The organism is Qipengyuania marisflavi (assembly GCF_005884405.1).
GTDB lineage: Bacteria > Pseudomonadota > Alphaproteobacteria > Sphingomonadales > Sphingomonadaceae > Qipengyuania > Qipengyuania marisflavi.
Genome location: NZ_VCAO01000001.1, coordinates 727,544 through 749,987 on the forward strand (window position 1 = coordinate 727,544; position 22,444 = coordinate 749,987).

The following is a 22,444-nucleotide window of genomic DNA, read 5'->3' on the forward strand; positions in this document are numbered from 1 at the left end:
GCGCATGAGCACTGATGGTACTGCACCAGCCGCAGACACAAGCGCAGAAACCCCCGTGACCAAGGCAGACACATCTGCGCAGGAAAGCGAAAGCTGGGGCGATTATCTCAAATTCGTTGGCAAGCTGGTGCTGGCGGTGGTGATTTTCCGCAGCTTCTTGTTCTCGCCGTTCACCATTCCCAGCGAATCCATGCTGCCTCGGCTGGAGAATGGCGATTATCTGGTGGCCGCCAAATGGCCCTATGGCTTCAGCAATTATTCGCTGCCGTTCGAAGCGCCACTGATTTCGGGCCGCATTTTCGCCAGCCTGCCCGAACGCGGCGATGTGGTGATTTTCAAACATCCGGTCGACGGCACCGATTACGTCAAGCGCGTCATCGGCCTGCCCGGCGATACCGTGGCAATGCGCGGCGGTCAGGTGGTGCTCAATGGCGATCCGGTCGCCAAGCAAGCCATTGGGGATTTCGTGCTGAACGTCAGCCCCAACACCAAATGTCACCCGCTGGCGGTCACAGTGGCTGCCGGGACCAAATGCCAATACACCCGTTTCCGCGAAACCCTGCCCTCGGGCAAGAGCTACGAAGTGCTCGATTTTGGCCGTAGTATTCAGGACGATTTCGAGCCGGTGATGGTCCCCGATGGCCAGTTGTTCGTCATGGGCGACAACCGCGACAATTCGATGGACAGCCGCTTTCCCGCACGGCCCGCCGGAGGGGTCGGCATGGTCGATGCCGATCTGCTGGTGGGACGCGCCAGCATGGTGTTGTGGTCCACCGATGGCAGCGCCGAATGGCCCAAGCCGTGGACCTGGTTCACCGCCGCGCGGTGGGATCGGATGGGAGACGGAATATGAGCCAGATCACCGCAGAGGCCCGCGCCTGGCTGGAACAGCACGGCTTTACCGTGCGCGACGAATCGCGCTGGCGCGCCGCGCTGACACATGGCAGCATGGGCGAGAAAGCCGATTACGAACGGCTGGAATTCCTTGGCGACCGGGTGCTGGGGATGAGCATTGCGCACTGGCTGTATGATTGCATGAAAGCGCCCGAGGGTACGCTGGCGCAGCGGCTCAATGTGCTGGTCAGCCGCCAGATGTGCGCCGAAGTGGCCCGCGGGATCGGGCTGGCACCGCATATCCGCATCTCCAAACAGGCCAATGCCGATGGCGGGCGTGACAGCGACAACATTCTGGGCGATGTGATGGAGGCGCTGCTGGGCGCTGAATTCCTCGACAATGGCTTTACCGCCGCTTGTGAAGTGGTGCATTTGCTGTGGCGTCCCGCGCTGGAAAGCGGCGAAGGCAAATCCAAACATCCCAAAAGCGCATTGCAGGAATGGGCCGCCGGCAACCAGCGCAAGCCGCCAGAATATGAGGTGGTTGACCGCAGCGGGCCGGATCACGCCGCCAAATTCACCGTGCGCGTCAAAGTGCACAAGGTTGGTGAGGCCGAAGGCTCCGCCAGCAGCAAGCAAGAAGCCGAACGCGTCGCCGCGGCGGCTTTCATGGAGCAATATGGATGAGCGATAATCAGGACACCCGTTGCGGCGTGGTTGCCGTGCTGGGTGCCCCCAATGCGGGCAAGTCGACGCTGGTCAACCAGCTGGTCGGCCAGAAGGTGGCGATCACCAGCGCCAAGGCGCAGACCACCCGCGCCCGGATGCTGGGCATTGCGCTGCACCAGACACCGCAGGCCAATATCCAGATGTTGCTGGTCGACACGCCGGGCATTTTTGAACCCAGGCGGCGGCTCGACCGCGCGATGGTCCACGCCGCATGGGAAGGTGCCGAGGCGGCGGATGCCGTGCTGCTGCTGGTCGATCCCATAAAACAGCGCCGTCACGAGCTGGAGCCGCTGCTGGAAACGCTCGCCAAGCGGCCCGAACGCAAGATTCTGGTACTCAACAAGGTCGACCGCGCGAAGAAGGAACCGCTGCTCAAGCTGGCTGAGGAATTGAACGAAAAGGGCGAGTTTTCGGAAATCTACTTCATCTCCGCGCTGACAGGAGACGGCGTGCCCGAACTCAAGGACGCGCTCGCCAAGCTGATGCCTGCTGGCGAATGGCATTATCCCGAGGATCAGGTGTCCGACACCAGCGAACGCCTGCTCGCCACCGAAATCACCCGCGAACAGCTGTACCAGCAGCTGCACGAAGAACTGCCCTATGACAGCGCGGTGCGTCCCGAAAGCTATACCCAGCGCAAGGACGGCAGCGTCGAAGTGCGCCAGCAGATCGTGGTCGGCCGCGAAACCCAGCGCGCCATTGTGCTGGGCAAAGGCGGGTCACGCATCAAGGCTATCGGCGAGGCAGCCCGCAAGGAATTGTCCGAAGTGCTGGGCCAGAAAGTCCATTTGTTCCTTCATGTCAAAGTCGATGACCGCTGGGCCGACGACAAGGAAGTGTTCGAGGAAATGGGGCTGGACTGGGGGAAGTGAAACCAATCGAGATCGGGTCGAAAGGACCCGGCGTTGATTCAACCAGTTTCCAGTTGCCGCCCAATTCAGCACCTTGCCATAGTTAGCCCGCACTGACGCGGCTGGTGGCTGAGAATCTGCTTTAACGCTTCTTCAAGATCTCGATGCCGTTCTTGCGCGCAAAATCCTTGGTGGATTCCTCGCTGCGGTTGAGCGACTTGGCGATCTCGCGCAGGCCTTTGCCCTTGGCGGCAAGAGTGCGCAGCTGACCCGCTTCTTCGCCCTTCCAAGGCTGCTTGTGGCGTTCGAAATGGTCTTTGGCCATTATTCGGTCCTTTGCTCGTTTGCCCCTCTCCATTGAGGGGGAAGCCGGGTGGGGGTGCTCTGCCCTATATGATCGTAGAGCCCCTACCCCCGGCCCCTCCCCGCAGGGAGGGGGGGTGGTTATTCCTTTGCCGCAGCCTTCTTCTTGGGCGCTGCCTTTTTCTTGGCCGGAGCTTTCTTGGCAGGGGGCTTCTTGGCGGCTGCCTTTTTGGCCGAAGCTTTCTTTTTCGCGGGGGCTTTCTTTTTCGCGGGGGCCTTGCGCTTTTTCTTGGCCGGGCCCTTCGCAGCGCGGATGTCGATCAGTTCGATGGCCTGCGCCTCGGTCACGTCCTCGGGCTTTACATCCTTGGGAATTGTAGCGTTGGTGGTGCCATCGGTGACGTAGGGGCCATAGCGGCCCGGCATCACCTTGATCTCGCCGCCGCTGGTGGGGTGGGCGCCCAGCGTCTTGATCGGTTCGGCCTTGCCGCGGCTGCCGCCCTTGCGATTGGCGGCTTCGGCCAGCAGCGTGACCGCCGCATTCATCCCGGTGTCGAACACATCCATCGTGCTGGTCAGCTTGGCATATTTGCCGTCATGACGCAGGTATGGACCGTAACGCCCGATATTCGCTTCGATTTCATTGCCGGTTTCGGGATGCGCGCCGACGATGCGGGGCAGCTGGAGCAGCTTGAGGGCCCATTCCAGATCGAAATCGTCAAGATCCTTGGGAATGCTGGCGCGCTTGGCTTCCTTGCCTTCGCCCAGCTGGACATAGGGGCCAAACCGCCCGGTCTTGCGTTCGACCGGCAGCCCGCTTTCAGGGTCCTTGCCCATGACCGCATCCTGACCCGCGCCATCCTCGTCACCGCCCGGCTGGGCGAACTGACGGGTGAACTTGCACTCAGGATAATTGGCGCAGGCGACGAACGCACCATAACGGCCCCCGCGCAGCGCCAACCGGCCGTTTTCGCGCCCTTCACTTTCGCACAGCGGGCAGAACCGGGGGTTCTTGCCATCGGCGCGTTCGGGGAACAGGAAGTCCGACAGGAACTCGTCAAGCGCCTCGGTGACCTCGCTGGGCTTCTTCTCCATGACCTCTTCGGTCTTGGGCTTGAAGTCCTTCCAGAAGGCGGCGAGCAGCTTTTTCCATTCTTCCTTGCCGTCGGAAACTTCGTCGAGTTCATCTTCCATGCTGGCAGTGAAATCGAAGGCAACATAGCGTTCGAAAAAGCGTTCAAGAAAAGCCGTCAGCAGCCGCCCGCTTTCCTCTGCAAAGAAACGGTTTTTCTCCATCCGTACATAGGCGCGGTCGCGCAGTGTCTGGATGGTGGAGGCATAGGTGGAGGGACGGCCAATGCCGAGCTCCTCAAGCCGTTTGACCAGCGATGCCTCGGAAAAACGCGGCGGCGGCTGGGTGAAATGCTGATTGGCATCGACTGCCTTTTTCAAGGGGCTGTCGCCTTTGCGCATGACCGGCAGCAGCCCGTCCTCATCGGCATCATCGCGGTCGTCGAAACCTTCCTGATAAACCGCCAGGAAGCCAGCGAATTTGACCACCTGGCCGGTCGCGCGCAGCTCGTGCTGGCCGGTCGGATCGCGCAATGTCGCCGTGGTGCGTTCCATACTGGCAGCGGCCATCTGACTGGCCATCGCGCGCTTGAAGATCAGGTCATACAATTTGCCCTCATCACCCGATCCGGCGCGGTCGCGGCCAAAGTCGGTGGGGCGAATGGCTTCATGCGCTTCCTGAGCGTTCTTGGCCTTGCTTTTGTAAATGCGTGGTTTTTCGGGAAGGTAATGGCCCGAATAACGCTCGCTCACCGCCTTACGGCAGGCGGAGATGGCACTGTGATCCATCTGCACACCGTCGGTCCGCATGTATGTGATCGCGCCCGCTTCATACAGCGATTGCGCCAGCCGCATGGTGTGGCTGGCGGAATAGCCCAGCTTGCGCGCGGCTTCCTGTTGCAGGGTCGAGGTGGTGAACGGCGGCGCGGGGTGGCGCTTGACCGGCTTGGTCTCGATATCCTCGATCGTGAAGCGCCCGGCCTCCACCGCAGCCTTGGCCGCAGCAGCGCTGGCTTCATCGCCCAGCGTCAGCTTGTCGAGCTTCTTGCCATCGAACTTGACCAGCCGCGCGGCGAATTCGGTGCCGTCCTGCTCCATCGTGGCGACGACGGACCAATATTCGTCTGCCGTGAACGCCTCGATATCCCGCTCACGCTCGACGATCAGCCGTAGCGCCACCGATTGCACGCGCCCGGCGCTCTTGGCTCCGGGCAACCGCCGCCACAGCACGGGCGACAGGGTGAAGCCATAGAGGTAATCGAGAGCGCGGCGCGCAAGATAGGCGTCAATCAGATCGCTATCGAGCTCGCGCGGAGCCTTCATCGCGTCGGTCACCGCCTGCTTGGTAATCGCGTTGAAGGTAACGCGGTCAACCTTGTCGGGCAGTGCCTTGCGCTTGGCCAGCAGTTCCCGAACGTGCCACGAAATGGCTTCACCTTCGCGGTCAGGGTCAGTTGCCAGGATCAGTCGGGTCGCCTGCTTGGAAGCGTCGGCGATTTCCTTGAAGCGGCTCTGCTTGTCGCGATACAGCTCCCAGTCCATCGCGAAATCCTCGTCCGGGCGGACGCTGCCATCCTTGGGCGGCAGATCGCGGACATGGCCATAACTGGCGAGGACCTTGAAGTCCTTGCCCAGATAGCTTTCGATGGTTTTCGCCTTGGCTGGCGATTCTACGATGACAAGTTGCATGAGACTGGTGTGATATCCTTACGCGTATACGTGTACGCGAGGGTGGGGTCGGCGCGGCGATAGCGTCAAGTCGTAAAAAGAAAAGGGTCGCCCAGTCATAATCGACCGGACGACCCGTCTCACGCACCGTTGCTGGAGTTCGATTTCAGCGCAGGCTGGCGAGCCGTTCGGCCATTCCGGTATTGGCTGTTGCCGCAGCCTGAATGGCGGCATCGGGATAGGCCCCCGGCAACGCGGTAAAAGTGAATTTTTTCACACTGTTGCTGCCGCCGCCGCCGAGTATGCTGAGGACCTTGGTGACCGCGCGAACAGCTTTTTCACCGCCGCCCATCGCATCGGCCTTGGCGAAATAATCACCGCCGACACCGATCGGCTGCTTCAGCACCAGCTGCGCTGGTGTACCTGGCCCAACCAATGTGACCTTGGTGGCTTCTGGTGCCAGGCCCAGCGAGCTGGCGACCTTCACCGACGATGTCGAGCGGTGCCAGCCGCCATATTCGTCCGATGCGGCGAAGTTCATCACATAAACCACATTGATCACGCGGACGCCGGTGTCCTTGGCGTATTGCTGCATCGCCCCTTGCGTTTTCCACGCGGTCTGGCGGGTACCCATGTCACCAATACCGGCCATGTTGTAATCGCCATCCATCAGCCGCAGAGGCCCGGTCTGGGTTGCCCCCACCATCAGCGCCTTGGCCTTGTCGTCTTTGCCGACAACAATCGTCTTTTCGGCAAATTGTTCGGCAGCCTTGAGCGGCGCGACATAGGCGGCCAGTGCCGCGTGATCGATGAGTGTAAAGCCCTGCGCGGTCAGCTTGGCCGCGAAATCTTCGTAAGCCGCATCGGCCACCGCCTGCATCTGTTCAGGCGTTACCCCTTCAAGCCGGCTGCGGACAGTCGATTTCCCGCCAAAACCACCGCCCAGCAAACCGCCGCCAGCCTTGGCATTGTCCTTGCGTTCAACCAGCACCGCCAGCGTAAACTGGCCAATCGCCACCTGCTGGGTCCCGGCCGCCGCCTTGGCATTGGAAACCTTGATCGGATCCTTGCTCTTGGCCGCGGCCGCAGCCGGTTGCAGCGCCAATCCAACCAGTGCCAGAACCATCATCAATTTTTGAATTAACTTCGTCATCATCCAACCCCCTGTTGAAACACTACCGGGGTTGTTGCGCCGTTCGGCAGCGCTTGCATTGCACAGAATCGCCATATCGCCGCGGAGAGTTCAGGCGGCGAGAGAAACCCGTCCGCCCGCATGGCGGACCAGCCGTCCGGCAATCTCCAGTTCCAGCAGCGCGAGTTGGACGGCAGCGGCGCCCTCCCCCGATTGGCGGACCAGTTCATCGACTGCGACGGGCGCGGTGGTGAGGAGGTCGGCCAGTTCCGCCGGTTCGGCATCGGCCAGTTCGTCAGACGCATAATCGAAGCCTGCGGCGGGTTCGCGGAAGGTAGAGCGCGGGTTGCCATCGAAGCCGGAGAGCAGTTCGGCCACATCCTCGGGCGTGTTCACCAGCACCGCGCCATCGCGGATCAGCGTGTTGCAGCCGTGGCTGCGCGCGTCGAGCGGGCTGCCGGGGATGGCCATAACCTCGCGCCCCGCCTCACCCGCCAGCCGCGCAGTGATCAGGCTGCCCGATTTGGGCGCGGCTTCGACCACCAGCGTGCCAGCGGCCAGCCCGGCGATGATGCGGTTGCGGCTGGGAAAGTGGCTGCCGCGCGGCTCTGTCCCCGGCGGTTGTTCGGCGATCAGCAGCCCCTCGGCAGCGATCCGTTCCTGCAAATCGCTGTGCTGCGGCGGATAGGCGATGTCGATCCCGCTGGCGATCACCCCGATGGTGCGCGGCAAGGCGCCCTGATGCGCAGCACCGTCGATCCCGCGTGCCAGACCCGAAACCACCGTGAACCCCTCTGCCGCCAGCGCATTGGCGAAATCGCGGGCCAGTTTCACCGCCGCCGCGCTGGCATTGCGCGCGCCGACCATGGCGACGCAGGGCTGCGACGCCAGTGCCAGATCGCCGCGCCAGGTCAGGATTGGCGGAGCGCTGGCTATCTCGCCCAGCAATGCGGGATAATCCGGCTGGTCATGGAACAGATATTTCGCGCCCGCCTTGCGTACCGCGTCAATCTCGCGCTCGATCTTGTCGGCAGCCGCCGCTTTGTAACTGCGCCCACCCCGGCGCGAGAGATCGGGCAGCGCCGCCAATGCGGCGCAGGCATCGCCAAAGCGGCCCAGCAACATGGCATAGGACACCGGGCCGATGTTGGGAGAGCGCAGCAGCCGAATGCGCGCAAAGGCTTCTGCCTGCGACAACCCGCTCACTTCGCAGCGCCGACCTTTGGTTCCGTGCCTGCCATCAGGCGTTTGATGTTGTCACGGTGGAGCCACAGCACCAGCAATGCGATCAGCACCAGCACCTTGGTAAAGGTGGGAATACCCAGCACTGCCGCGGTGATTGCCGCCGCAACAACCGCCGTCATTCCCGCCAGCGAACTGATCCGCGTCACCGCTAGCATGGCCACCCACACCAGTGCATAGGCCAGTCCGATTGGCCAGCCGAGCGCGAAGCTGACGCCCGCATTGGTTGCCACACCCTTGCCGCCCTTGAACCCCAGCCAGACCGGGAAACAATGCCCCAGCACCGCGAACAGCGCGGTCCAGCCCATATCATCCCAGAACCAGCCCGAGGCGAGCCAGACCGGCACGAAGCCCTTCATACCGTCGAGAAGCAATGTCGCTGCTGCCAGCCCCTTGCTGCCCGTGCGCAGCACATTGGTGGCGCCGATATTGCCGCTGCCTTGCTGGCGCACATCGCCCTTGCCCGCCAGCCGGGTCAGGATCAGCCCGAAGGGAATCGAGCCAAAGCCATAGCCCAGCAGCGCGGCCCACAAGACGGTGATGGTGATATCGGTGCCCAAAAGTGCTTCCCCTGTTGCCAAACCCGCATAACCACTCGCCCCGAACTTGTCGAAGGGCGGTTTTTCCTTTTAGGACCAGTTCGGACAAGAAGGACAGTCCTTCGACCCGATCAGGACGAACCGAGCATATTTTGAGCGCCGAACCCGCCGCCCCCATTCTGTTGTTCGATTCCGGCGTCGGCGGGCTGACCGGGCTCGCCGAATTGCGCCGCCTGCTGCCGCACGCCCCGGTAATCTACGCCGCCGACATGGCTGGCCTGCCCTATGGCGCGAAAAGCGAGGCTGAGGTGGCCGCCAGAGTTGCCGGATTGCTGGGCCGGATGGCGGAACGCTATCGCCCGCGTCTGATCACCATTGCCTGCAACACCGCCAGCACGATTGCGCTGGGGATGGTGCGCGAAGTGCTGGAAACGCCGATTGTCGGCACTGTCCCCGCGATCAAGCCCGCCGCTGCGCTGACCCGGACCGGCACCTTTGCGGTGCTGGGCACCCAAGCGACCGTGCGGCAGGGCTATGTTGACCGGCTGGAGGCGGAATTTGCCGGCGGCAAGCGGATGCTGCGCCATGGTGCAGGCGGGCTGGTCACACTGGCCGAGGCGAAGCTGCGCGGCGAGGCGGTGTCGGTGGCAGCGGTGCGCGCTGAACTGGCGGGCCTGCTGGCGCAGGACGGCGCGGGCGATATCGACACGCTGGTGCTGGCCTGCACCCATTTCCCCCTGCTCGAAGCCGAGCTGCGCGAAGCCTTCGGGCGCGACATTACGCTGGTCGACGGGGCAGCGGGCATCGCTCGGCGGATTGTCGATCTGACCAGCGACCAGCAATTCACCCGCACTGGCCCCGATTATGCCATCACCACCGGATCACTCAGCGACTTCCAGACGCTCGCCCCCGCCTTTGCCGCACAGGGCATCAGCGATCTGCGCAAGTTCTGAGCGTTGCGAACTGGTCGCAAAGATCACGGTGGCAATTCGGGACTGACTGCCTTAGGGCGACTGCCACCGGCAGCCGCGCATTGGCGGTGCAATGACGGAAGAGACGCGTGAATTACAACCAGGTCTTCGACGAGGCGATCGACCGCCTCCACTCCGAAGGACGTTACCGCGTCTTCATCGATATTCTGCGCAACAAGGGCGCCTTTCCCAACGCGCGCTGCTTTGCCGGGCATAATGGCCCCAAGCCGGTCACCGTATGGTGCTCCAACGACTATCTCGCCATGGGGCAGCACCCCAAGGTCATCACCGCGATGGAAGACGCGCTGCATGATGTCGGCGCGGGTAGCGGCGGCACCCGCAATATCGGCGGCAACACCCATTTCCATATTCAACTGGAACGTGAACTGGCCGATCTGCACGGCAAAGACGGCGCGCTGCTGTTCACCAGCGGCTATGTCTCCAACGACGCGACGCTGTCCACATTGGCCAAGCTGCTTCCCGGCTGTGTGATCTTTTCCGACGAGCTTAATCACGCCAGCATGATCGCAGGCATCCGCAATTCGGGGTGCGAGAAGCGGGTGTTCCGTCACAATGATCTGGACCATCTCGAAGAATTGCTCGCCGCCGAAGACGCCGATGTGCCCAAGCTGATTGCGTTTGAAAGCGTGTATTCGATGGACGGCGATATCGCCCCGATCCACGCGCTGTGCGATCTGGCGGACAAGTTCAACGCGCTGACCTATGTCGATGAAGTCCACGCAGTGGGCATGTATGGCAAGCGCGGCGGCGGTATCTCCGAACGCGATGATGCTGCCGATCGCATCGACATTATCGAAGGCACGCTGGGCAAGGCATTTGGCGTGATGGGCGGTTATATCGCGGCCGACATGCGGGTGATCGACTGTATCCGCAGCTATGCGCCCGGCTTCATCTTCACCACCTCGCTCAGCCCTGTACTAGTCGCTGGCGTGCTGGCTTCGGTCCGCCATCTCAAATCTTCGTCCGAAGAACGCGATGCGCAGCAGACCGCCGCCGCTCTGCTCAAACAGACAATGCGCGATGCCGGATTGCCGGTAATGAACAGCGTGACGCATATCGTGCCGCTGATGGTGGGCGACCCGGTCCGCGCCAAGAAGATCAGCGACATCCTGCTCGCTGAATACGGTGTTTATGTGCAGCCGATCAATTTCCCCACCGTGCCGCGCGGCAGCGAACGGCTGCGCTTCACCCCCGGCCCGGCGCACACGCCAGCCATGATGACCGATCTGGTCGCCGCGCTGGTGGAAATCTGGGGCCGGCTGGAAATGCAATTACGCAAAGCGGCTTGACCGGGTCCGGGCAATGACCAAGCCTGCGTCAAAGGATTTCCGGCACCGAACGCCAACTGATCTCAAAGAAATCCTCGATGGCGATGCAGCGCTCAAAGATCGTTGGGACGCGCTCACCTCGCTGGCGCGTAATGAGTGGATATGCTGGATGACCTCTGTCAAAAAGGCGGCAACGCGGGACACACGGCTGGCGCGCCTTCGCAAAGAAGTTGACGAAGGGAAGAAACGGCCATGTTGCTGGCCGGGCTGTCCACATCGCAGGGAATCGGCACGCAAGTGGGTCGATGCCTGATTGTCTATTTCAGGGGTTTCTATGACTTATGACGAAGTCGTTCTTGGACGGCGCAGTATTCGCGGTTTTCTCGACAAGCCGGTGCCGCAGGAATTGCTGGCCGAAGTGCTGGAAATGGCCATGCGCGCGCCCTCCAGCTTCAACAATCAGTGCTGGAATTTCAGCGTGGTGACAGGCGCCCCGCTGGAGGCGATCCGCAAGGGCAACACAGAAGGCATCCTGGCCGGCAAGCCCGACAGCCGCGAGTTTCGCAGCTTCACCACAGTTCCCGATGAACATCGCGGACGGCAGATCGAAATTGCCAAGCAATTGTTTGGCGCAATGGGGATCGAGCGTGAGGACAAGGACGGGCGGCAGGACTGGGTCCTGCGCGGCTTCCGCCAGTTCGATGCGCCGGTCAGCGTGGTGGTAACCTATGACAAGGTGCTGCTGGGCAGCGACATCGCGCCCTTCGACTGCGGCGCGGTCACCAACGCACTGGTCAATGCCGCCTGGTCACGCGGTCTGGGCTGCGTGATCAACAGCCAGGGCATCATGCAAAGCCCCGTGGTGCGGCAACACGCCAATATCCCCGAGGATCAGGTCATCATGATCTGCGTCGCACTGGGCTGGCCCGATGAAGACTTCCCCGCCAACGCAGTGATGTCGAACCGCAAGGGCGTGGACGAGGCGGTGCGGTTTGTGGGGTTTGCTGACTAGGGTATTTCCCGCAGCGCATATGCAGCAAATCTCAACCATCTCCTGGTAGCAATCAGCTTAACGGCACACGCAATCGTGCCAGCACCATTCACCTGCATTGGGCGGGCGGTGCTGGAACCGATCAAATTGCCTGCCGTTCGTAAGCCAACCGTCCTGCGCGCCATGTGTGTGCAGGCGCCATCGGGGAATTGAAAGTGACAGTGAACGCGAAGACTGGAGAAGTTGCCGAGGCCGGGATTGATCTGGAGCGCGATATTTTCCTGCGCACTTTGCTGCGCGAATTGTCGGGCGTGCTCGAAGATGTGGTCGGGCTGGACGATGCCGCCGGTTTCATCAGTGTCGTGGGCACGGCAATGGGCACGCAGATCGATCAGGAATACCGCCGCGCATTGCAGGTGGACCAGCTGTCGCGCGACCAGATCCCCGATGTGCTGGTTGATCTGAAACGCCGCATCCAGGGTGAATTTTTCGTGCTTGAGGAAACCGAGGACAAGATTGTCTTTGGCAACAAGCGCTGCCCCTTTGGCGACAAGGTCCGCGACCGGCCATCGCTGTGCATGATGACTTCCAACGTGTTTGGGCGCATCGCTGCGGACAATTCCGGCTTCGCTGCCGTTGATCTGGAGGAGACTATTGCACTGGGCGATCCGGGCTGCCGAGTGACCGTTTATCTGAGGCCAAGCGATGACTTACCCGATACCGCTCGCGAATATTACAAAGTCTGAGGTGCCTTTCCCGGCAGATGCCGCCGCGGTGGTCGATGCGCTCGACCATCCTGCCGCGTGTCTCGACCGCGCAGGCACTGTGCTGCATGCCAATCGCGCGCTGCGCGTACTTGCGGGGCCGGACTGTGTCGGGCGCTGTCTGGCTGAAGCATTGCGCGCCGATGTCGGCGATGCTGCGCAGGCGGTCAATGCGGCGCTGGCTGGCAGCGGTACGGTGCAGGCCAATCTGGCAGTTGAATCCGACGGTGAGCCGGAGCGGATGCGCGTGCGGGCCAGCCGGATGAAGCTTGGCGGTGAGCCGTGTGTGCTGGTCAGGATGCAGTCTGGTGGCGGAGATCGCTTTCGTGTGCTGTCAGAGCAAGTCGAACTTCTAAAGCAGGAAACCCGCGAGCGGCAGAAAACAGAAGCGATCTTGACCGAAACGGTCAACGAACGCGAATTGCTGCTGCGCGAGCTACACCACCGCGTGAAAAACAACATGCATATGCTCGGCGCCTTGCTCAATGGTGCCGCACGAGAGGCCAAAACAAACGAGGCGCGCGGTGCCTTGAAAGATATCGGCGCGCGGGTTGCCGCGCTCGGCACTGTACAGCAGATGTTGTACAAATCGGATCTACTTGAGCGGATCGACGGCGAAGCGATGGTGACCGCACTCGCTGATGCAACCTTCGGCATTGTGGGGCACGAGGTCGATCACACGATTGACTGCGACAGCATCGACTTGCCCGTGAATGTCGCCACCTCGCTGGCGCTGATCTTCAATGAACTGCTCACCAATGCGCTGAAATACGGCCAACCGGAACAAGGTCGCCAGACAATCGCTGTTGCTCTTGAAGACCGCGGTGACCTCATAGCGCTGTCGGTGAATGACAACGGTCCGGGCTGCGAACCGCAAGAGGCGCTGCACAAGGCGTCTGGCATCGGACTGGTTCGCGGATTGCTGCGCCAATTGGGTGGCAATCTGACCATTGAATCGATAGACGGGACGCGGTGTGTGGCGACCTTCAAGATAACGAAGAGCGGGAAAGATTTATGATACGCCTAAGCATGCCGCAGAACGGCGACCGCCCCGGTTTCACACCCGCAAGCGATCAGGACCGCGAAGAGCTGGCAGGTGCATCTGCCCTCAAGGTTCTGTTGGTCGAAGACGATTATTTTGCCGCCATGTCGATCGAAACCGCATTGCAGGATGCGGGTTATAAAATCGTCGACGTGGTCGACACCGCCGAACGGGCCATTGCATTGTGTGCAGCTGAAAAACCCGATCTGGTGGTGACAGACATTCGCCTGTGCGGCGAACTGGACGGGATCGACGTGGCAAAATGTGCCGCACAACTGGGCATACCCTACATTATCGCATCAGCACATTCGGATGCCAAAACCCGCGCGCGGGCTGACGGGTTTCCTCCGGCAGACTGGCTGGTGAAGCCGTTCAGCAACCGTGATCTGGTGCGCGCGGTCGATAGCGAACTGCGCTCCAAGACAAGCCACTGAAATCTTCCGCATAGGGACATAATCGGCGGCTGGCCCGTTGATTGCGCAGGGATGCGCAAGATGGGAGTTTCACACATGGCCGGACAATTTATCGATTGCGGCGGCGGCTTCTGGTCGGTCCGCGGATCTTATCGCGTCGGCGGGGTGGTCAATGTCGGCACGCAATGCTCGCTCATCCGCATCGGCTCCGGCGAATTCATTTTTCTCGACAGTTATACGCTAACCGATGCGGTGCGCCGCGAAGTGGACCGGCTGACCGATGGCGGTGCCAAGGTCGCGGCGATTGTAAATTTGCATCCATTCCACACCGTGCACTGCGAATGGATGCACCGCGCCTTTCCGCAAGCGAAGCTGTATGGCACCGCGCGGCATCACGCCAAATTCCCAGACCTGCCGTGGCAAAGCCAGCAGTGCGAAGATGATGCGTTTCCGGCGATCTTTGGCGACGATCTGCGCTTCTCGGTCCCTGCCGGCACACAAATGGTATGCGCGGACGAGAATGTGCATTTCAGCTCGATCCTGGCCTATCATCCGGTCAGCGGCAGCCTGCATGTCGATGATACGCTAACCCGCCTGAAGCTGCCCTTCCCGCTGGCACTGCTGCCGATGGAGGGGCGTCTGGATTTCCATCCCACGCTGGCCAAGTCGCTCAAGCCCGAAGCAGGGGCCGCCGATGCGTTTCGCGAGTGGGCGATTGCGCTGGGTATGGAATGGCACGAAGCCCGCCGTGTGGTTGCCGCACACAATTCGATCCTGGAAATGTATGTCGGCGAATTTCCGCAGCTGATCGGCGAGGCACTGGGGCGCGTCAAACCAGTGCTGGACGCCCACCGCGCCGAATTTGGCTGACGTTCAGGGCAAAAGCCTCAGCGCAAACTCACTACGTTGTCCGCAACTTCGCGGACGCGGCTGCCGTCATAGAGGCTAGCCATAGGCTCATCCTCGACCACGACGCGTTCGGCTGCTCCGAAGCCGTTAAAATCGGTCTTCATTGCCGCGCCATAGGCACCCAGCATCCCGATCTCGAAATAGTCACCGGCCTGGATGTCTTCGGGCAGCGTGAACGGCCCCTTCATGTAATCCGCATCATCGCAGGTGGGGCCATAGCAGGCGAAGTCCATCTCCGGCTTGATCAGGTCGTCTTCCAGTGCACGGACAGGAAATTTCCAGTCGACATGCGCGGCATCGAACAGCGCGCCATACGCGCCGTCATTGATATACAATTCGTCACCTCGGCGCTTTTCGACTTTCACGATCAGCGAGGAGTATTCGGCACACAGCGCCCGACCGGGTTCGCACCACAGCTCGGCATTGTAGGCGATCGGTAGTGCGTAAAACTGGCGGTGGATGATGGCGAAGAAGTCCTCCAGCGGGGGAGGCTCCATACCCGGATAGACGCTGGGGAATCCACCACCGACGTCGATCATGTCGATCACCACCGATGCCTCGCCAATCGCCACGCGCACGCGCTCCAGCGCCTGCACATAGGCAAACGGCGTCATTGCCTGGCTGCCGACATGGAAACACACGCCCAGCCAGTCACAATGCTGGCGGCTCTGCTGCAGCAGCTCGGGCGCTTCAGTCAAATCGCAGCCGAATTTGCTGGCCAGGCTCAGCTCGGAATATTCGCTCGACACGCGCAGGCGCACGCACAGGCGCAGATCCCTGGCGCGCTTGCCATCGGCATCGCGGCAGGCATCGACGATTTTTTCCAGCTCTTCCGCCGAATCGAGGCTGAAAGTGCGCACCCCGTGCTCGTGATAGGCTTCACGAATGGCGCTGGTCGCCTTTACCGGATGCATGAAGCACAGCACGGCCTCGGGTAGCAATCCGCGCACCAGCCGCACCTCGGCAATCGAGGCGACGTCATAATGCGTCACGCCATTGTCCCACAGGATCTGCAGCAGGTCCGGCGACGGGTTCGCCTTGACCGCATAGAGCGACTTGCCCGGAAACTTCTCGATAAAGAAGCGGGCAGCGCGCGCCGCAGCGTGCGGGCGGTTGAGGATAATCGGCTCGTCCGGCGTAAAAGCGCGGACTACGGACCGGGCGTCAGGATAGCTGTGCAATTCAAGGGACCCCCAAACGGTTATTTCGGACAAGGCAGCCTTGCGGTTGGGAAGTCCCCCCTTTGCAGGGAGCTTGGCTGCGGAGGGCGCGTATATAAGCTGCTTCATGAACTGCAAGTGAAATGTCACTGCGCAGATACAAGGCCAAGCCCGCTGCGGCGGGGTGTGGGTGCGCCCAAACGGAGTGCGCCGGTCAGCTGAGCCGGTCGCGGAAATCCTGATAGCCGAACGTCTTCACCTGCTCCAACGCGTCGCTGGCCGAATCCCACAGCCAGATGCTGGGCAATTGCACCCCATTGAAGGTGTTGGTTTTGACCATCGAATAATGCGCCTGATCAAGGAAGGCCACGCGCTGACCCGGCTCGCATGGCACCGGCAGGCGGTAATCACCAATGACATCGCCCGCCAGACAGGATGGACCGCCCAGCCTGACCGCTTCGCCCGCACCCTGCTCCTCATGCAACATCGCGGGGCGATAGGGTGCTTCGATCACATCGGGCATGTGGCAAGTGGCGGAAATGTCGGTGATCGCCACCGGCAGCCCATTCCAGCCATTGTCTAGGATCGTGCCCACTAGAATGCCCGCATCCAGCGCCACCGCCTCACCCGGTTCGAGGTAAATCTCGGCGCCGGTATCTTCCTTGGCGTCGCGCAGGAATTCAATCAGTTCGTCGCGCTGGTAATCGGCGCGGGTGATGTGGTGGCCACCGCCCATGTTGATCCATTTGAGCTGGCCGAACCACGGCTCGATCGCATCGAACACCTTGTCCCATGTCTCGCGCAGGGGTTCGAAATCCTGTTCGCACAGATTGTGGAAATGAATGCCCTCCACCCCCTCCATGATTTCAGGCGTCAGCTGGTCCAGCGGGAAGCCAAGGCGTGAGCCGGGGCTGGAGGGATCGTAACGCGGCACCTCGCCCTGCGGGCTTTGCGGATTGATGCGCAGCCCGACATCGAAGCTGCCGCCCTGGCTACGCGCATGCGCCAAGATCAGCGCGGCGCGTTCCATCTGTGCAGGCGAGTTGAAGATGACGTGATCCGACAGGCGGCACACCTCCTCCAGCTCATCGGGCTTGTACGCCGCAGAATAGGTCGCGATTTCGCCGTCGTAGAATTCCGACGCCAGCCGCGCTTCCCACAGTCCGCTGGTGCACACGCCGTCGAGATATTCGCCAATGATCGGCGCAACCGACCACATCGAAAACGCCTTGAGCGCGGCCAGTACCTTGATATCGGCGGCATCGCGAATATCGGCTAGCACCTGCAGATTGGCGCGCAATTTGGCCGCATCTACCACGAAAGCGGGGCTGTCGACGCGGTTCAGATCAAATTGCGCAAATGCGCCCGGATCGCCGGCTCTGGTTTCCATTATTTCGCCCCGCCCTGTGCAAGTTCAAATTTTACGATCCGGCCCGCATCGACATCGGCGACATAGATCGATCCGTCGCTGTCGATGGCAAAGTCGTGTCCCTTGGTCGGCCCGTCCTGCGCGCTGACATCAAAACTGCGCTCGACAGTTCCGTCGGGCCGCCAGACGCGGATGATCGCGCCGGGACGGTCGGCAGCATCGCGGCCCTCCAGCGAGACCACCCAGCCCGCCCCCAGTGGCTTGACGGCGTAGGGATGGCCGGGGGTTGGCCAGCTGGCCAGCACATCGCCAGTGGGCGAGAGCGTCTGGATGCGCGAATTTTCGCGGTCGGCGACGTAGATCTTGCCATCAGCAGCCGCGACCGAATGCGGGATGGCGAGGCTTCTGGCCCCCGAACCCGCTTCGCCTGTCCGGCCCAGCAGTGTGCCCGCAACATCGAAAGCGGCAATCCGGTGGTTGGTATAGCCATCGGCGACCAGCACGGTTTCACCCACAAATCCGACATCGGCGGGGCGCCCGAAATGCGCCTGATCGTCACCCGAAACGCCGCGCTCACCCCAGGCTGCCTCCGGCGCGCCATTGTGCGAGAAACGCAGCACCTGTTCGCGCGCGACATCGGTGATCCACACGCGGTTATCGGCATCGACCGACAGACCGTGCGGCATGACAAACTCATCCGCACCCCAGCTGTCGAGCAACCTGCCATTACGCGCAAACATCAGCACAGTAGGCTCGGCAATCGTATCGGTCGGAAATGGCTCTGCCCAGGCGCGTGTCCCGCGTTGGAGGACGAAAACATGGCCGTGGCTGTCGGTATCTACCGCGCTGACCTGCCCGAACACCATCCCTTCCGGGATCTGCGCCCATTCGGCATCGACGACCGCGCGCGGCACGTCTTCCTCGGCCCCGCTGCCGCAAGCTGCGAGCGCTGCCAGCATCAGCATGACGGCGCCCGATCGCATCATCAGAAGTTTACCGGACCATCAAGTTCGGTGACGTTCCACGGCAGGCCATGCGCGCCCAGCATTTCCATAAAGGGATCGGGGTCGCATTCTTCCATGTTGAAGACGCCCGCACCCTGCCATGTGCCCTGCACCACCATCGCGCTGCCGATCATTGCAGGGACGCCGGTGGTGTAGGAAACCGCCTGGTTGCCGGTTTCCTCATAAGCGTCCTCATGGTCGCAGATATTGTTGATGTAGAACGTTTTCTCGCCCGATCCATCCAGCGCCTCGCCAGTGGCGATTACGCCGATATTGGTCTTGCCCTTGGTCGTCTCGCCCAGTGATTCCGGCTTGGGGAGAACGGCGGCGAGGAATTGCAGCGGGATGATATCCTTGCCCTGATACCGGATTGGCTCGATGCTGGTCATGCCAACATTCTGCAGCACAGTCAGATGCTTGATATAGGCATCGCCAAAGGTCATCCAGAACCGTGCGCGTTGCAGTTCTGGGATGAATTTGGAAAGGCTTTCCAGCTCTTCGTGATACATCAGATAGGCATTGCGCGTCCCGACTTCGGCAAAGTCGAACTCGGTCATGACCTGCATTGCGGGGGTTTCGACCCACTCGCCATTTTCCCAGTGCCGGGCGGGCGCGGTGACTTCGCGGATATTGATTTCGGGATTGAAATTGGTGGCGAAATGCTGGCCGTGATCGCCGCCATTGCAGTCCAGAATGTCGAGCTGGCGAATGGTTTTGAGCTTATGCTTCTTCAGCCACATTGTGAACACGCTGGTGACACCGGGATCAAAGCCCGATCCCAGCAGCGCCATCAGCCCAGCCTGTTTGAAGCGTTCGTGATAGGCCCACTGCCATTTGTATTCGAACTTGGCCTCTTCCTTCGGTTCGTAATTCGCGGTGTCGAGATAGTTCACACCGGCTTCCAGACAGGCGTCCATGATCGGCAAATCCTGATACGGCAGCGCCAGATTGACCACCAGGCTGGGGCCGACCTTCTTGATCAGATTGACCATTGCGGGGACTTCCTCAGCGTCAATCTCATATGTCGAAATGCCCACGCCGGTGCGCTCTTTCACCGAAGCGGCGATTGCGTCGCATTTCGATTTGGTGCGGCTGGCCAGATGGATGTCGCTGAAAATATCAGCGTTCATCGCCATCTTGTGGACGCATACCGAGCTGACGCCGCCCGCGCCGATGACCAGGACTGTCGACATAATTCCGTATTCTCCATTTCGATTCTTGCGTGCCCTGTAACGAAATGCGCTATCGCCGCCAAATGATCCGAGAAAGGTTAGACGGTATGCAGCGGATGCCAACGCGCGAGGGGGTTCAGGAGGCGGCGGACAAGATCGCTGCGATCTTGCCGATGACGCCGCTATTGCCGGTGGAGATAGGCGCGGTGCGCTGCTGGGCCAAGGCCGAGGTGCTGCAACCGGTGGGCGCCTTCAAGATCCGCGGCGCATGGCACCGTTTGAGCGCGCTGACAGACGCTGAAAGCGAGCGCGGCGTGGTCGCGGTGTCCAGCGGCAACCATGCGCAAGGCGTGGCCTGGGCCGCGCGTGAGCTGAGGATTGCCGCGACCATCGTGATGCCGCGCAACGCACCGGGGGTGAAGCTGGATGCGACCCGCGCCTTGGGGGCCGAAGTCGTGCTGTACGATCGCCCCGGCGAGGACCGCGACGAAGTGGCCGCGCGGCTGGTGGCGGAAAGCGGCGCGGTGCTGGTGCACGCCTTTGCCGATCCTTGGGTGATCGAGGGACAGGGCAGCGCGGGTATCGAAATCACCGCACAGCTGGGCCGCCAGCCCAGCAATATTCTGGCGTGCTGCGGCGGTGGAGGCCTGGCCGCTGGCCTCGCCCTCGCCTGCCCCGAAAGCGCGGTAGTGCCGGTCGAACCAGAAGGCTGGGACATGGTTGGGCAGGCGCTGGCAGCGGGCGAGATCGTGCGGGTCAGTGCCAATCCGCCCGCAACGATTTGCGACGCGCTCCAGCCCGATGCGACCAAGCCGATCAACCTCGCCGTGCTCAAGGACCGCGCCGACCCCGGTGTGACTGTGACCGACGAGGAGGTTCGCACCGCGCAGCGTTTTGCTTTCGCCAAGCTGCGGCTGGTGGTCGAACCCGGCGGCGCAGCGGCGCTGGCGGCGGCACTGGCGGGCAAGGTCCCGCTCGACGAATACAGCGTGATCATGCTGACCGGCGGAAATACCGATGCCGCCAGCTTCGCCGCCATGCTGGCCGGAGAATAGGTTTCCTTTGACAATGTCTGCAACGGGCAGCACGCTTGATGCCACTTTGGGGGAGACACAATAATGCAGGCACAGATGCTGGCACCGGCGGCGGTACTGATTGCGTGGTCGCTGATCATGCTGATTTGGATGGCGCTGACGCGGTTTCCCTCGTTGGCGAAGGGCGGCGGTTCCGTCGGCAAGGCCAAACCCGGCATTCGCGGGCAGGATATCGAAGAGCATTTGCCCGCATCGGTGAACTGGAAATCACACAATTACACGCATCTGATGGAGCAGCCGACGCTGTTCTATGCGGTCTGCGTGGTCATCGCCATGCTCGGCGCTGCGGCAGGCGATACGCTGGCGGCGTGGATCTATGTGGCGCTGCGGATTGTCCATTCGATCTGGCAGGCGACGGTGAATGTGGTGACAGTGCGGCTGATGCTGTTCCTGCTGTCGACACTGGCGCTGGCCTACCTCTCGTGGCGCGCGCTGGCGCTCACCCTGTTTAGCTGAATTTCGGAGCCTGACCATGATCGATAGCCAGATCCTGCAACCCGTCGTCGTCCTGATGGCGTGGACCATGCTCATGTGGGTGTGGATGTATGCCACCCGCATTCCCGCCATGACCAAAGCCGGGATCGATGCCAAAAACCTAGTCGGCAGCACGCCGAGCAGTCTGGACGATGCGCTGCCTGACAAGGTTCAGTGGAAAGCGCACAATTACAATCATCTGCACGAGGCACCGACTGTGTTTTATGCAGCTGCGCTGCTGCTGGCGATGATCGGTCAGGGCAATGACATGAACGCGCTGCTGGCGTGGATTTATGTCGGGCTGCGCGTGATCCACTCGCTGGTGCAGGCGACCGCCAACCGCGTCATGGTGCGGTTTGTCCTGTTCGCCTTATCCAGCCTGGTGCTGATGGCGATGATCCTGCACGCAGGGTTTGCTGTCTTTCACTAAGGGCTATTCCGCCGCTTCGCTCTCGCCCATCTGCTCGGCATAATCGAGCGTGGCGAGGAAGCGTTCGGCGTCCAGCGCGGCCATGCAGCCAGTACCCGCAGCGGTGACCGCCTGACGGTAGGTGTGATCCATCACATCGCCGCAGGCGAACACGCCGGGGATTGCGGTCTTGGGCGTGCCTGCCTCAACCTCAAGATAGCCGCCATCGTCCATCGGCAGCTTGCCCTTGAACAGTTCGGTTGCAGGCGCGTGACCGATGGCCACGAAGGCGCCGTCGGCATGCAGCTCGCTATCCTCGCCCGTCGCAGTATCGCGCAGTTTCAGATGCGTCAGCCCGCCTGAGGCCGGATTGCCTTCAAAGCTTTCGACCGCCTTGTTCCACAGCACCTTGATCTTGGGATTGGCAAACAGGCGCTCCTGCAAAATCCGTTCCGACCGCAGCGAATCGCGGCGGTGGATCAGGGTCACGTCATCGGAATGATTGGTGAGGTAGAGCGCTTCCTCGACCGCAGTATTGCCGCCGCCGATCACCACGACCTTCTTGCCGCGATAGAAGAACCCGTCACACGTTGCGCAGGCCGACACTCCCTTGCCGCCCAGCTCCATTTCGCCCGGCACGCCCAGCCATTTGGCCTGCGCGCCCGTAGCGATCACCAGCACATCACCGATATATTCATCGCCGCTGTCGCCAATTGCGCGGAACGGGCTGCCGCCGGTCAGATCGACATCGACAATCGTGTCCCACATCATCCGCGTGCCGACATGCTCGGCCTGTTTCTGCATTTGCTCCATCAGCCACGGGCCCTGCACCACATCGGCAAAGCCGGGATAGTTTTCGACATCTGTGGTGATGGTCAGCTGGCCGCCGGGTTGCAGGCCCTGCACCACGATCGGCTCCATCATCGCGCGCGCGGCATAGATCGCGGCGGAATAGCCTGCGGGGCCGGAGCCGATGATGAGCATTTTGGTGCGATGGGTGGCCATGATGGTGTC

At 61.7% G+C, this 22,444-nt stretch carries 24 protein-coding genes; 14 read left to right on the plus strand and 10 right to left on the minus strand.

The genetic code is table 11. From position 1 onward, the window contains the following. Positions 1-4 precede the first annotated feature (4 nt). From lepB to era, 3 genes are read left to right on the plus strand one after another with little or no spacing between them, the layout of a single operon-like run. Entirely contained in the window at positions 5-853 is an 849-nt protein-coding gene (lepB, locus tag FEV51_RS03570; protein ID WP_138615932.1) for a signal peptidase I, read from the plus strand. Next, on the plus strand, positions 850-1,521 hold the full coding sequence (gene rnc / locus FEV51_RS03575; RefSeq protein WP_138615934.1) for a ribonuclease III: 672 nt from the start codon (positions 850-852) through the stop codon (positions 1,519-1,521). The genes lepB and rnc overlap by 4 nt, the downstream gene beginning before the upstream one ends. Beyond that, positions 1,518-2,435 carry a GTPase Era gene (gene era, locus FEV51_RS03580; protein WP_138615936.1) on the plus strand — a complete coding sequence of 306 codons (918 nt, stop codon included), beginning with the start codon at positions 1,518-1,520 and terminating at the stop codon, positions 2,433-2,435. The genes rnc and era overlap by 4 nt, the downstream gene beginning before the upstream one ends. A 121-nt stretch (positions 2,436-2,556) precedes the next feature. Here the strand turns inward: era and FEV51_RS03585 are convergent, their stop codons facing one another. The 5 genes from FEV51_RS03585 to plsY all read right to left on the minus strand — a co-directional run bounded on the left by FEV51_RS03585 (position 2,557) and on the right by plsY (position 8,390). After that, positions 2,557-2,739: a hypothetical protein gene (locus FEV51_RS03585; protein ID WP_138615938.1), complete on the minus strand. Its 183-nt coding sequence runs from the start codon at positions 2,737-2,739 to the stop codon at positions 2,557-2,559. Between the two features lie 119 nt (positions 2,740-2,858). After that, the gene (gene topA, locus FEV51_RS03590; protein ID WP_138615940.1) at positions 2,859-5,477 is read right to left on the minus strand and encodes a type I DNA topoisomerase; all 2,619 of its coding nucleotides are present in this window, start codon (positions 5,475-5,477) and stop codon (positions 2,859-2,861) included. A 145-nt stretch (positions 5,478-5,622) separates the two neighbouring features. Beyond that, a complete protein-coding gene (locus FEV51_RS03595; RefSeq protein ID WP_138615942.1) occupies positions 5,623-6,612 on the minus strand; it encodes a hypothetical protein in 990 nt (329 codons plus the stop codon). Positions 6,613-6,699: 87 nt separating this feature from the next. Next, positions 6,700-7,794 carry a DNA-processing protein DprA gene (dprA, locus tag FEV51_RS03600; protein WP_138615944.1) on the minus strand — a complete coding sequence of 365 codons (1,095 nt, stop codon included), beginning with the start codon at positions 7,792-7,794 and terminating at the stop codon, positions 6,700-6,702. Continuing rightward, entirely contained in the window at positions 7,791-8,390 is a 600-nt protein-coding gene (plsY, locus tag FEV51_RS03605; RefSeq protein WP_246034416.1) for a glycerol-3-phosphate 1-O-acyltransferase PlsY, read from the minus strand. Before plsY ends, dprA begins: the two co-directional genes overlap by 4 nt. A 131-nt stretch (positions 8,391-8,521) precedes the next feature. On the opposite strand from plsY, the gene murI reads away from it, so the two are divergent. The 8 genes from murI (at position 8,522) to FEV51_RS03645 (ending at position 14,709) form a co-directional block, all read left to right on the plus strand. After that, positions 8,522-9,322: a glutamate racemase gene (gene murI, locus FEV51_RS03610; RefSeq protein WP_246034417.1), complete on the plus strand. Its 801-nt coding sequence runs from the start codon at positions 8,522-8,524 to the stop codon at positions 9,320-9,322. Between the two features lie 107 nt (positions 9,323-9,429). Further along, the gene (hemA, locus tag FEV51_RS03615; RefSeq protein WP_138615946.1) at positions 9,430-10,650 is read left to right on the plus strand and encodes a 5-aminolevulinate synthase; all 1,221 of its coding nucleotides are present in this window, start codon (positions 9,430-9,432) and stop codon (positions 10,648-10,650) included. A gap of 13 nt (positions 10,651-10,663) precedes the next feature. Next, entirely contained in the window at positions 10,664-10,942 is a 279-nt protein-coding gene (locus FEV51_RS03620) for a YdeI/OmpD-associated family protein (RefSeq protein WP_138615948.1), read from the plus strand. A gap of 21 nt (positions 10,943-10,963) precedes the next feature. Further along, positions 10,964-11,641, plus strand: coding sequence for a nitroreductase (locus FEV51_RS03625; RefSeq protein WP_138615950.1), 678 nt, complete (start codon positions 10,964-10,966; stop codon positions 11,639-11,641). A gap of 194 nt (positions 11,642-11,835) precedes the next feature. Next, positions 11,836-12,366, plus strand: coding sequence for a methanogen output domain 1-containing protein (locus tag FEV51_RS03630; RefSeq protein ID WP_222927435.1), 531 nt, complete (start codon positions 11,836-11,838; stop codon positions 12,364-12,366). A 1-nt stretch (position 12,367) separates the two neighbouring features. After that, entirely contained in the window at positions 12,368-13,402 is a 1,035-nt protein-coding gene (locus FEV51_RS03635; RefSeq protein WP_171033022.1) for a sensor histidine kinase, read from the plus strand. Then, the gene (locus tag FEV51_RS03640) at positions 13,399-13,860 is read left to right on the plus strand and encodes a response regulator (protein WP_138615954.1); all 462 of its coding nucleotides are present in this window, start codon (positions 13,399-13,401) and stop codon (positions 13,858-13,860) included. The genes FEV51_RS03635 and FEV51_RS03640 overlap by 4 nt, the downstream gene beginning before the upstream one ends. 75 nt (positions 13,861-13,935) lie before the next feature. Beyond that, a complete protein-coding gene (locus FEV51_RS03645; RefSeq protein ID WP_138615956.1) occupies positions 13,936-14,709 on the plus strand; it encodes a hypothetical protein in 774 nt (257 codons plus the stop codon). 17 nt (positions 14,710-14,726) lie between these two features. Here FEV51_RS03645 and FEV51_RS03650 read toward each other — a convergent pair whose 3' ends face one another. The 4 genes from FEV51_RS03650 to FEV51_RS03665 form a co-directional block, all read right to left on the minus strand. Further along, positions 14,727-15,929 (minus strand): type III PLP-dependent enzyme, encoded by a 1,203-nt coding sequence (locus FEV51_RS03650; protein ID WP_138615958.1) that lies wholly within the window; start codon positions 15,927-15,929, stop codon positions 14,727-14,729. Positions 15,930-16,122: 193 nt separating this feature from the next. Continuing rightward, positions 16,123-17,298 carry a carboxynorspermidine decarboxylase gene (locus FEV51_RS03655; protein ID WP_138615960.1) on the minus strand — a complete coding sequence of 392 codons (1,176 nt, stop codon included), beginning with the start codon at positions 17,296-17,298 and terminating at the stop codon, positions 16,123-16,125. Further along, on the minus strand, positions 17,298-18,263 hold the full coding sequence (locus FEV51_RS03660) for a peptidyl-alpha-hydroxyglycine alpha-amidating lyase family protein (RefSeq protein ID WP_138615962.1): 966 nt from the start codon (positions 18,261-18,263) through the stop codon (positions 17,298-17,300). The genes FEV51_RS03655 and FEV51_RS03660 overlap by 1 nt, the downstream gene beginning before the upstream one ends. After that, positions 18,263-19,474: a saccharopine dehydrogenase family protein gene (locus tag FEV51_RS03665; RefSeq protein WP_138615964.1), complete on the minus strand. Its 1,212-nt coding sequence runs from the start codon at positions 19,472-19,474 to the stop codon at positions 18,263-18,265. Before FEV51_RS03665 ends, FEV51_RS03660 begins: the two co-directional genes overlap by 1 nt. A gap of 86 nt (positions 19,475-19,560) precedes the next feature. On the opposite strand from FEV51_RS03665, the gene FEV51_RS03670 reads away from it, so the two are divergent. From FEV51_RS03670 to FEV51_RS03680, 3 genes are all read left to right on the plus strand, one after another. Next, entirely contained in the window at positions 19,561-20,508 is a 948-nt protein-coding gene (locus tag FEV51_RS03670) for a threonine ammonia-lyase (protein ID WP_246034418.1), read from the plus strand. A gap of 63 nt (positions 20,509-20,571) precedes the next feature. Further along, positions 20,572-21,003, plus strand: a complete 432-nt coding sequence (locus tag FEV51_RS03675; RefSeq protein WP_138615968.1) for an MAPEG family protein — start codon at positions 20,572-20,574, stop codon at positions 21,001-21,003. Between the two features lie 16 nt (positions 21,004-21,019). After that, the gene (locus FEV51_RS03680) at positions 21,020-21,451 is read left to right on the plus strand and encodes an MAPEG family protein (protein WP_138615970.1); all 432 of its coding nucleotides are present in this window, start codon (positions 21,020-21,022) and stop codon (positions 21,449-21,451) included. Positions 21,452-21,454: 3 nt separating this feature from the next. Here the strand turns inward: FEV51_RS03680 and trxB are convergent, their stop codons facing one another. Then, entirely contained in the window at positions 21,455-22,435 is a 981-nt protein-coding gene (trxB, locus tag FEV51_RS03685) for a thioredoxin-disulfide reductase (protein WP_171033023.1), read from the minus strand. Between the last annotated feature and the right edge of the window lie 9 nt (positions 22,436-22,444).

What these genes read in the sequence shown, in the direction of transcription:
- era (WP_138615936.1), top strand. Translation starts at nt 1,518, where the DNA reads ATGAGCGATAATCAGGACACCCGTTGCGGCGTGGTTGCCGTGCTGGGT.
- FEV51_RS03620 (WP_138615948.1), top strand. Translation starts at nt 10,664, where the DNA reads ATGACCAAGCCTGCGTCAAAGGATTTCCGGCACCGAACGCCAACTGAT.
- FEV51_RS03680 (WP_138615970.1), top strand. Translation starts at nt 21,020, where the DNA reads ATGATCGATAGCCAGATCCTGCAACCCGTCGTCGTCCTGATGGCGTGG.
- FEV51_RS03660 (WP_138615962.1), bottom strand. Translation starts at nt 18,263, where the DNA reads ATGATGCGATCGGGCGCCGTCATGCTGATGCTGGCAGCGCTCGCAGCT.
- rnc (WP_138615934.1), top strand. Translation starts at nt 850, where the DNA reads ATGAGCCAGATCACCGCAGAGGCCCGCGCCTGGCTGGAACAGCACGGC.
- FEV51_RS03645 (WP_138615956.1), top strand. Translation starts at nt 13,936, where the DNA reads ATGGCCGGACAATTTATCGATTGCGGCGGCGGCTTCTGGTCGGTCCGC.
- topA (WP_138615940.1), bottom strand. Translation starts at nt 5,477, where the DNA reads ATGCAACTTGTCATCGTAGAATCGCCAGCCAAGGCGAAAACCATCGAA.
- lepB (WP_138615932.1), top strand. Translation starts at nt 5, where the DNA reads ATGAGCACTGATGGTACTGCACCAGCCGCAGACACAAGCGCAGAAACC.
- FEV51_RS03665 (WP_138615964.1), bottom strand. Translation starts at nt 19,474, where the DNA reads ATGTCGACAGTCCTGGTCATCGGCGCGGGCGGCGTCAGCTCGGTATGC.
- FEV51_RS03625 (WP_138615950.1), top strand. Translation starts at nt 10,964, where the DNA reads ATGACTTATGACGAAGTCGTTCTTGGACGGCGCAGTATTCGCGGTTTT.
- FEV51_RS03655 (WP_138615960.1), bottom strand. Translation starts at nt 17,298, where the DNA reads ATGGAAACCAGAGCCGGCGATCCGGGCGCATTTGCGCAATTTGATCTG.
- trxB (WP_171033023.1), bottom strand. Translation starts at nt 22,435, where the DNA reads ATGGCCACCCATCGCACCAAAATGCTCATCATCGGCTCCGGCCCCGCA.
- FEV51_RS03675 (WP_138615968.1), top strand. Translation starts at nt 20,572, where the DNA reads ATGCAGGCACAGATGCTGGCACCGGCGGCGGTACTGATTGCGTGGTCG.
- FEV51_RS03640 (WP_138615954.1), top strand. Translation starts at nt 13,399, where the DNA reads ATGATACGCCTAAGCATGCCGCAGAACGGCGACCGCCCCGGTTTCACA.
- FEV51_RS03670 (WP_246034418.1), top strand. Translation starts at nt 19,561, where the DNA reads ATGCAGCGGATGCCAACGCGCGAGGGGGTTCAGGAGGCGGCGGACAAG.
- FEV51_RS03585 (WP_138615938.1), bottom strand. Translation starts at nt 2,739, where the DNA reads ATGGCCAAAGACCATTTCGAACGCCACAAGCAGCCTTGGAAGGGCGAA.
- FEV51_RS03595 (WP_138615942.1), bottom strand. Translation starts at nt 6,612, where the DNA reads ATGATGACGAAGTTAATTCAAAAATTGATGATGGTTCTGGCACTGGTT.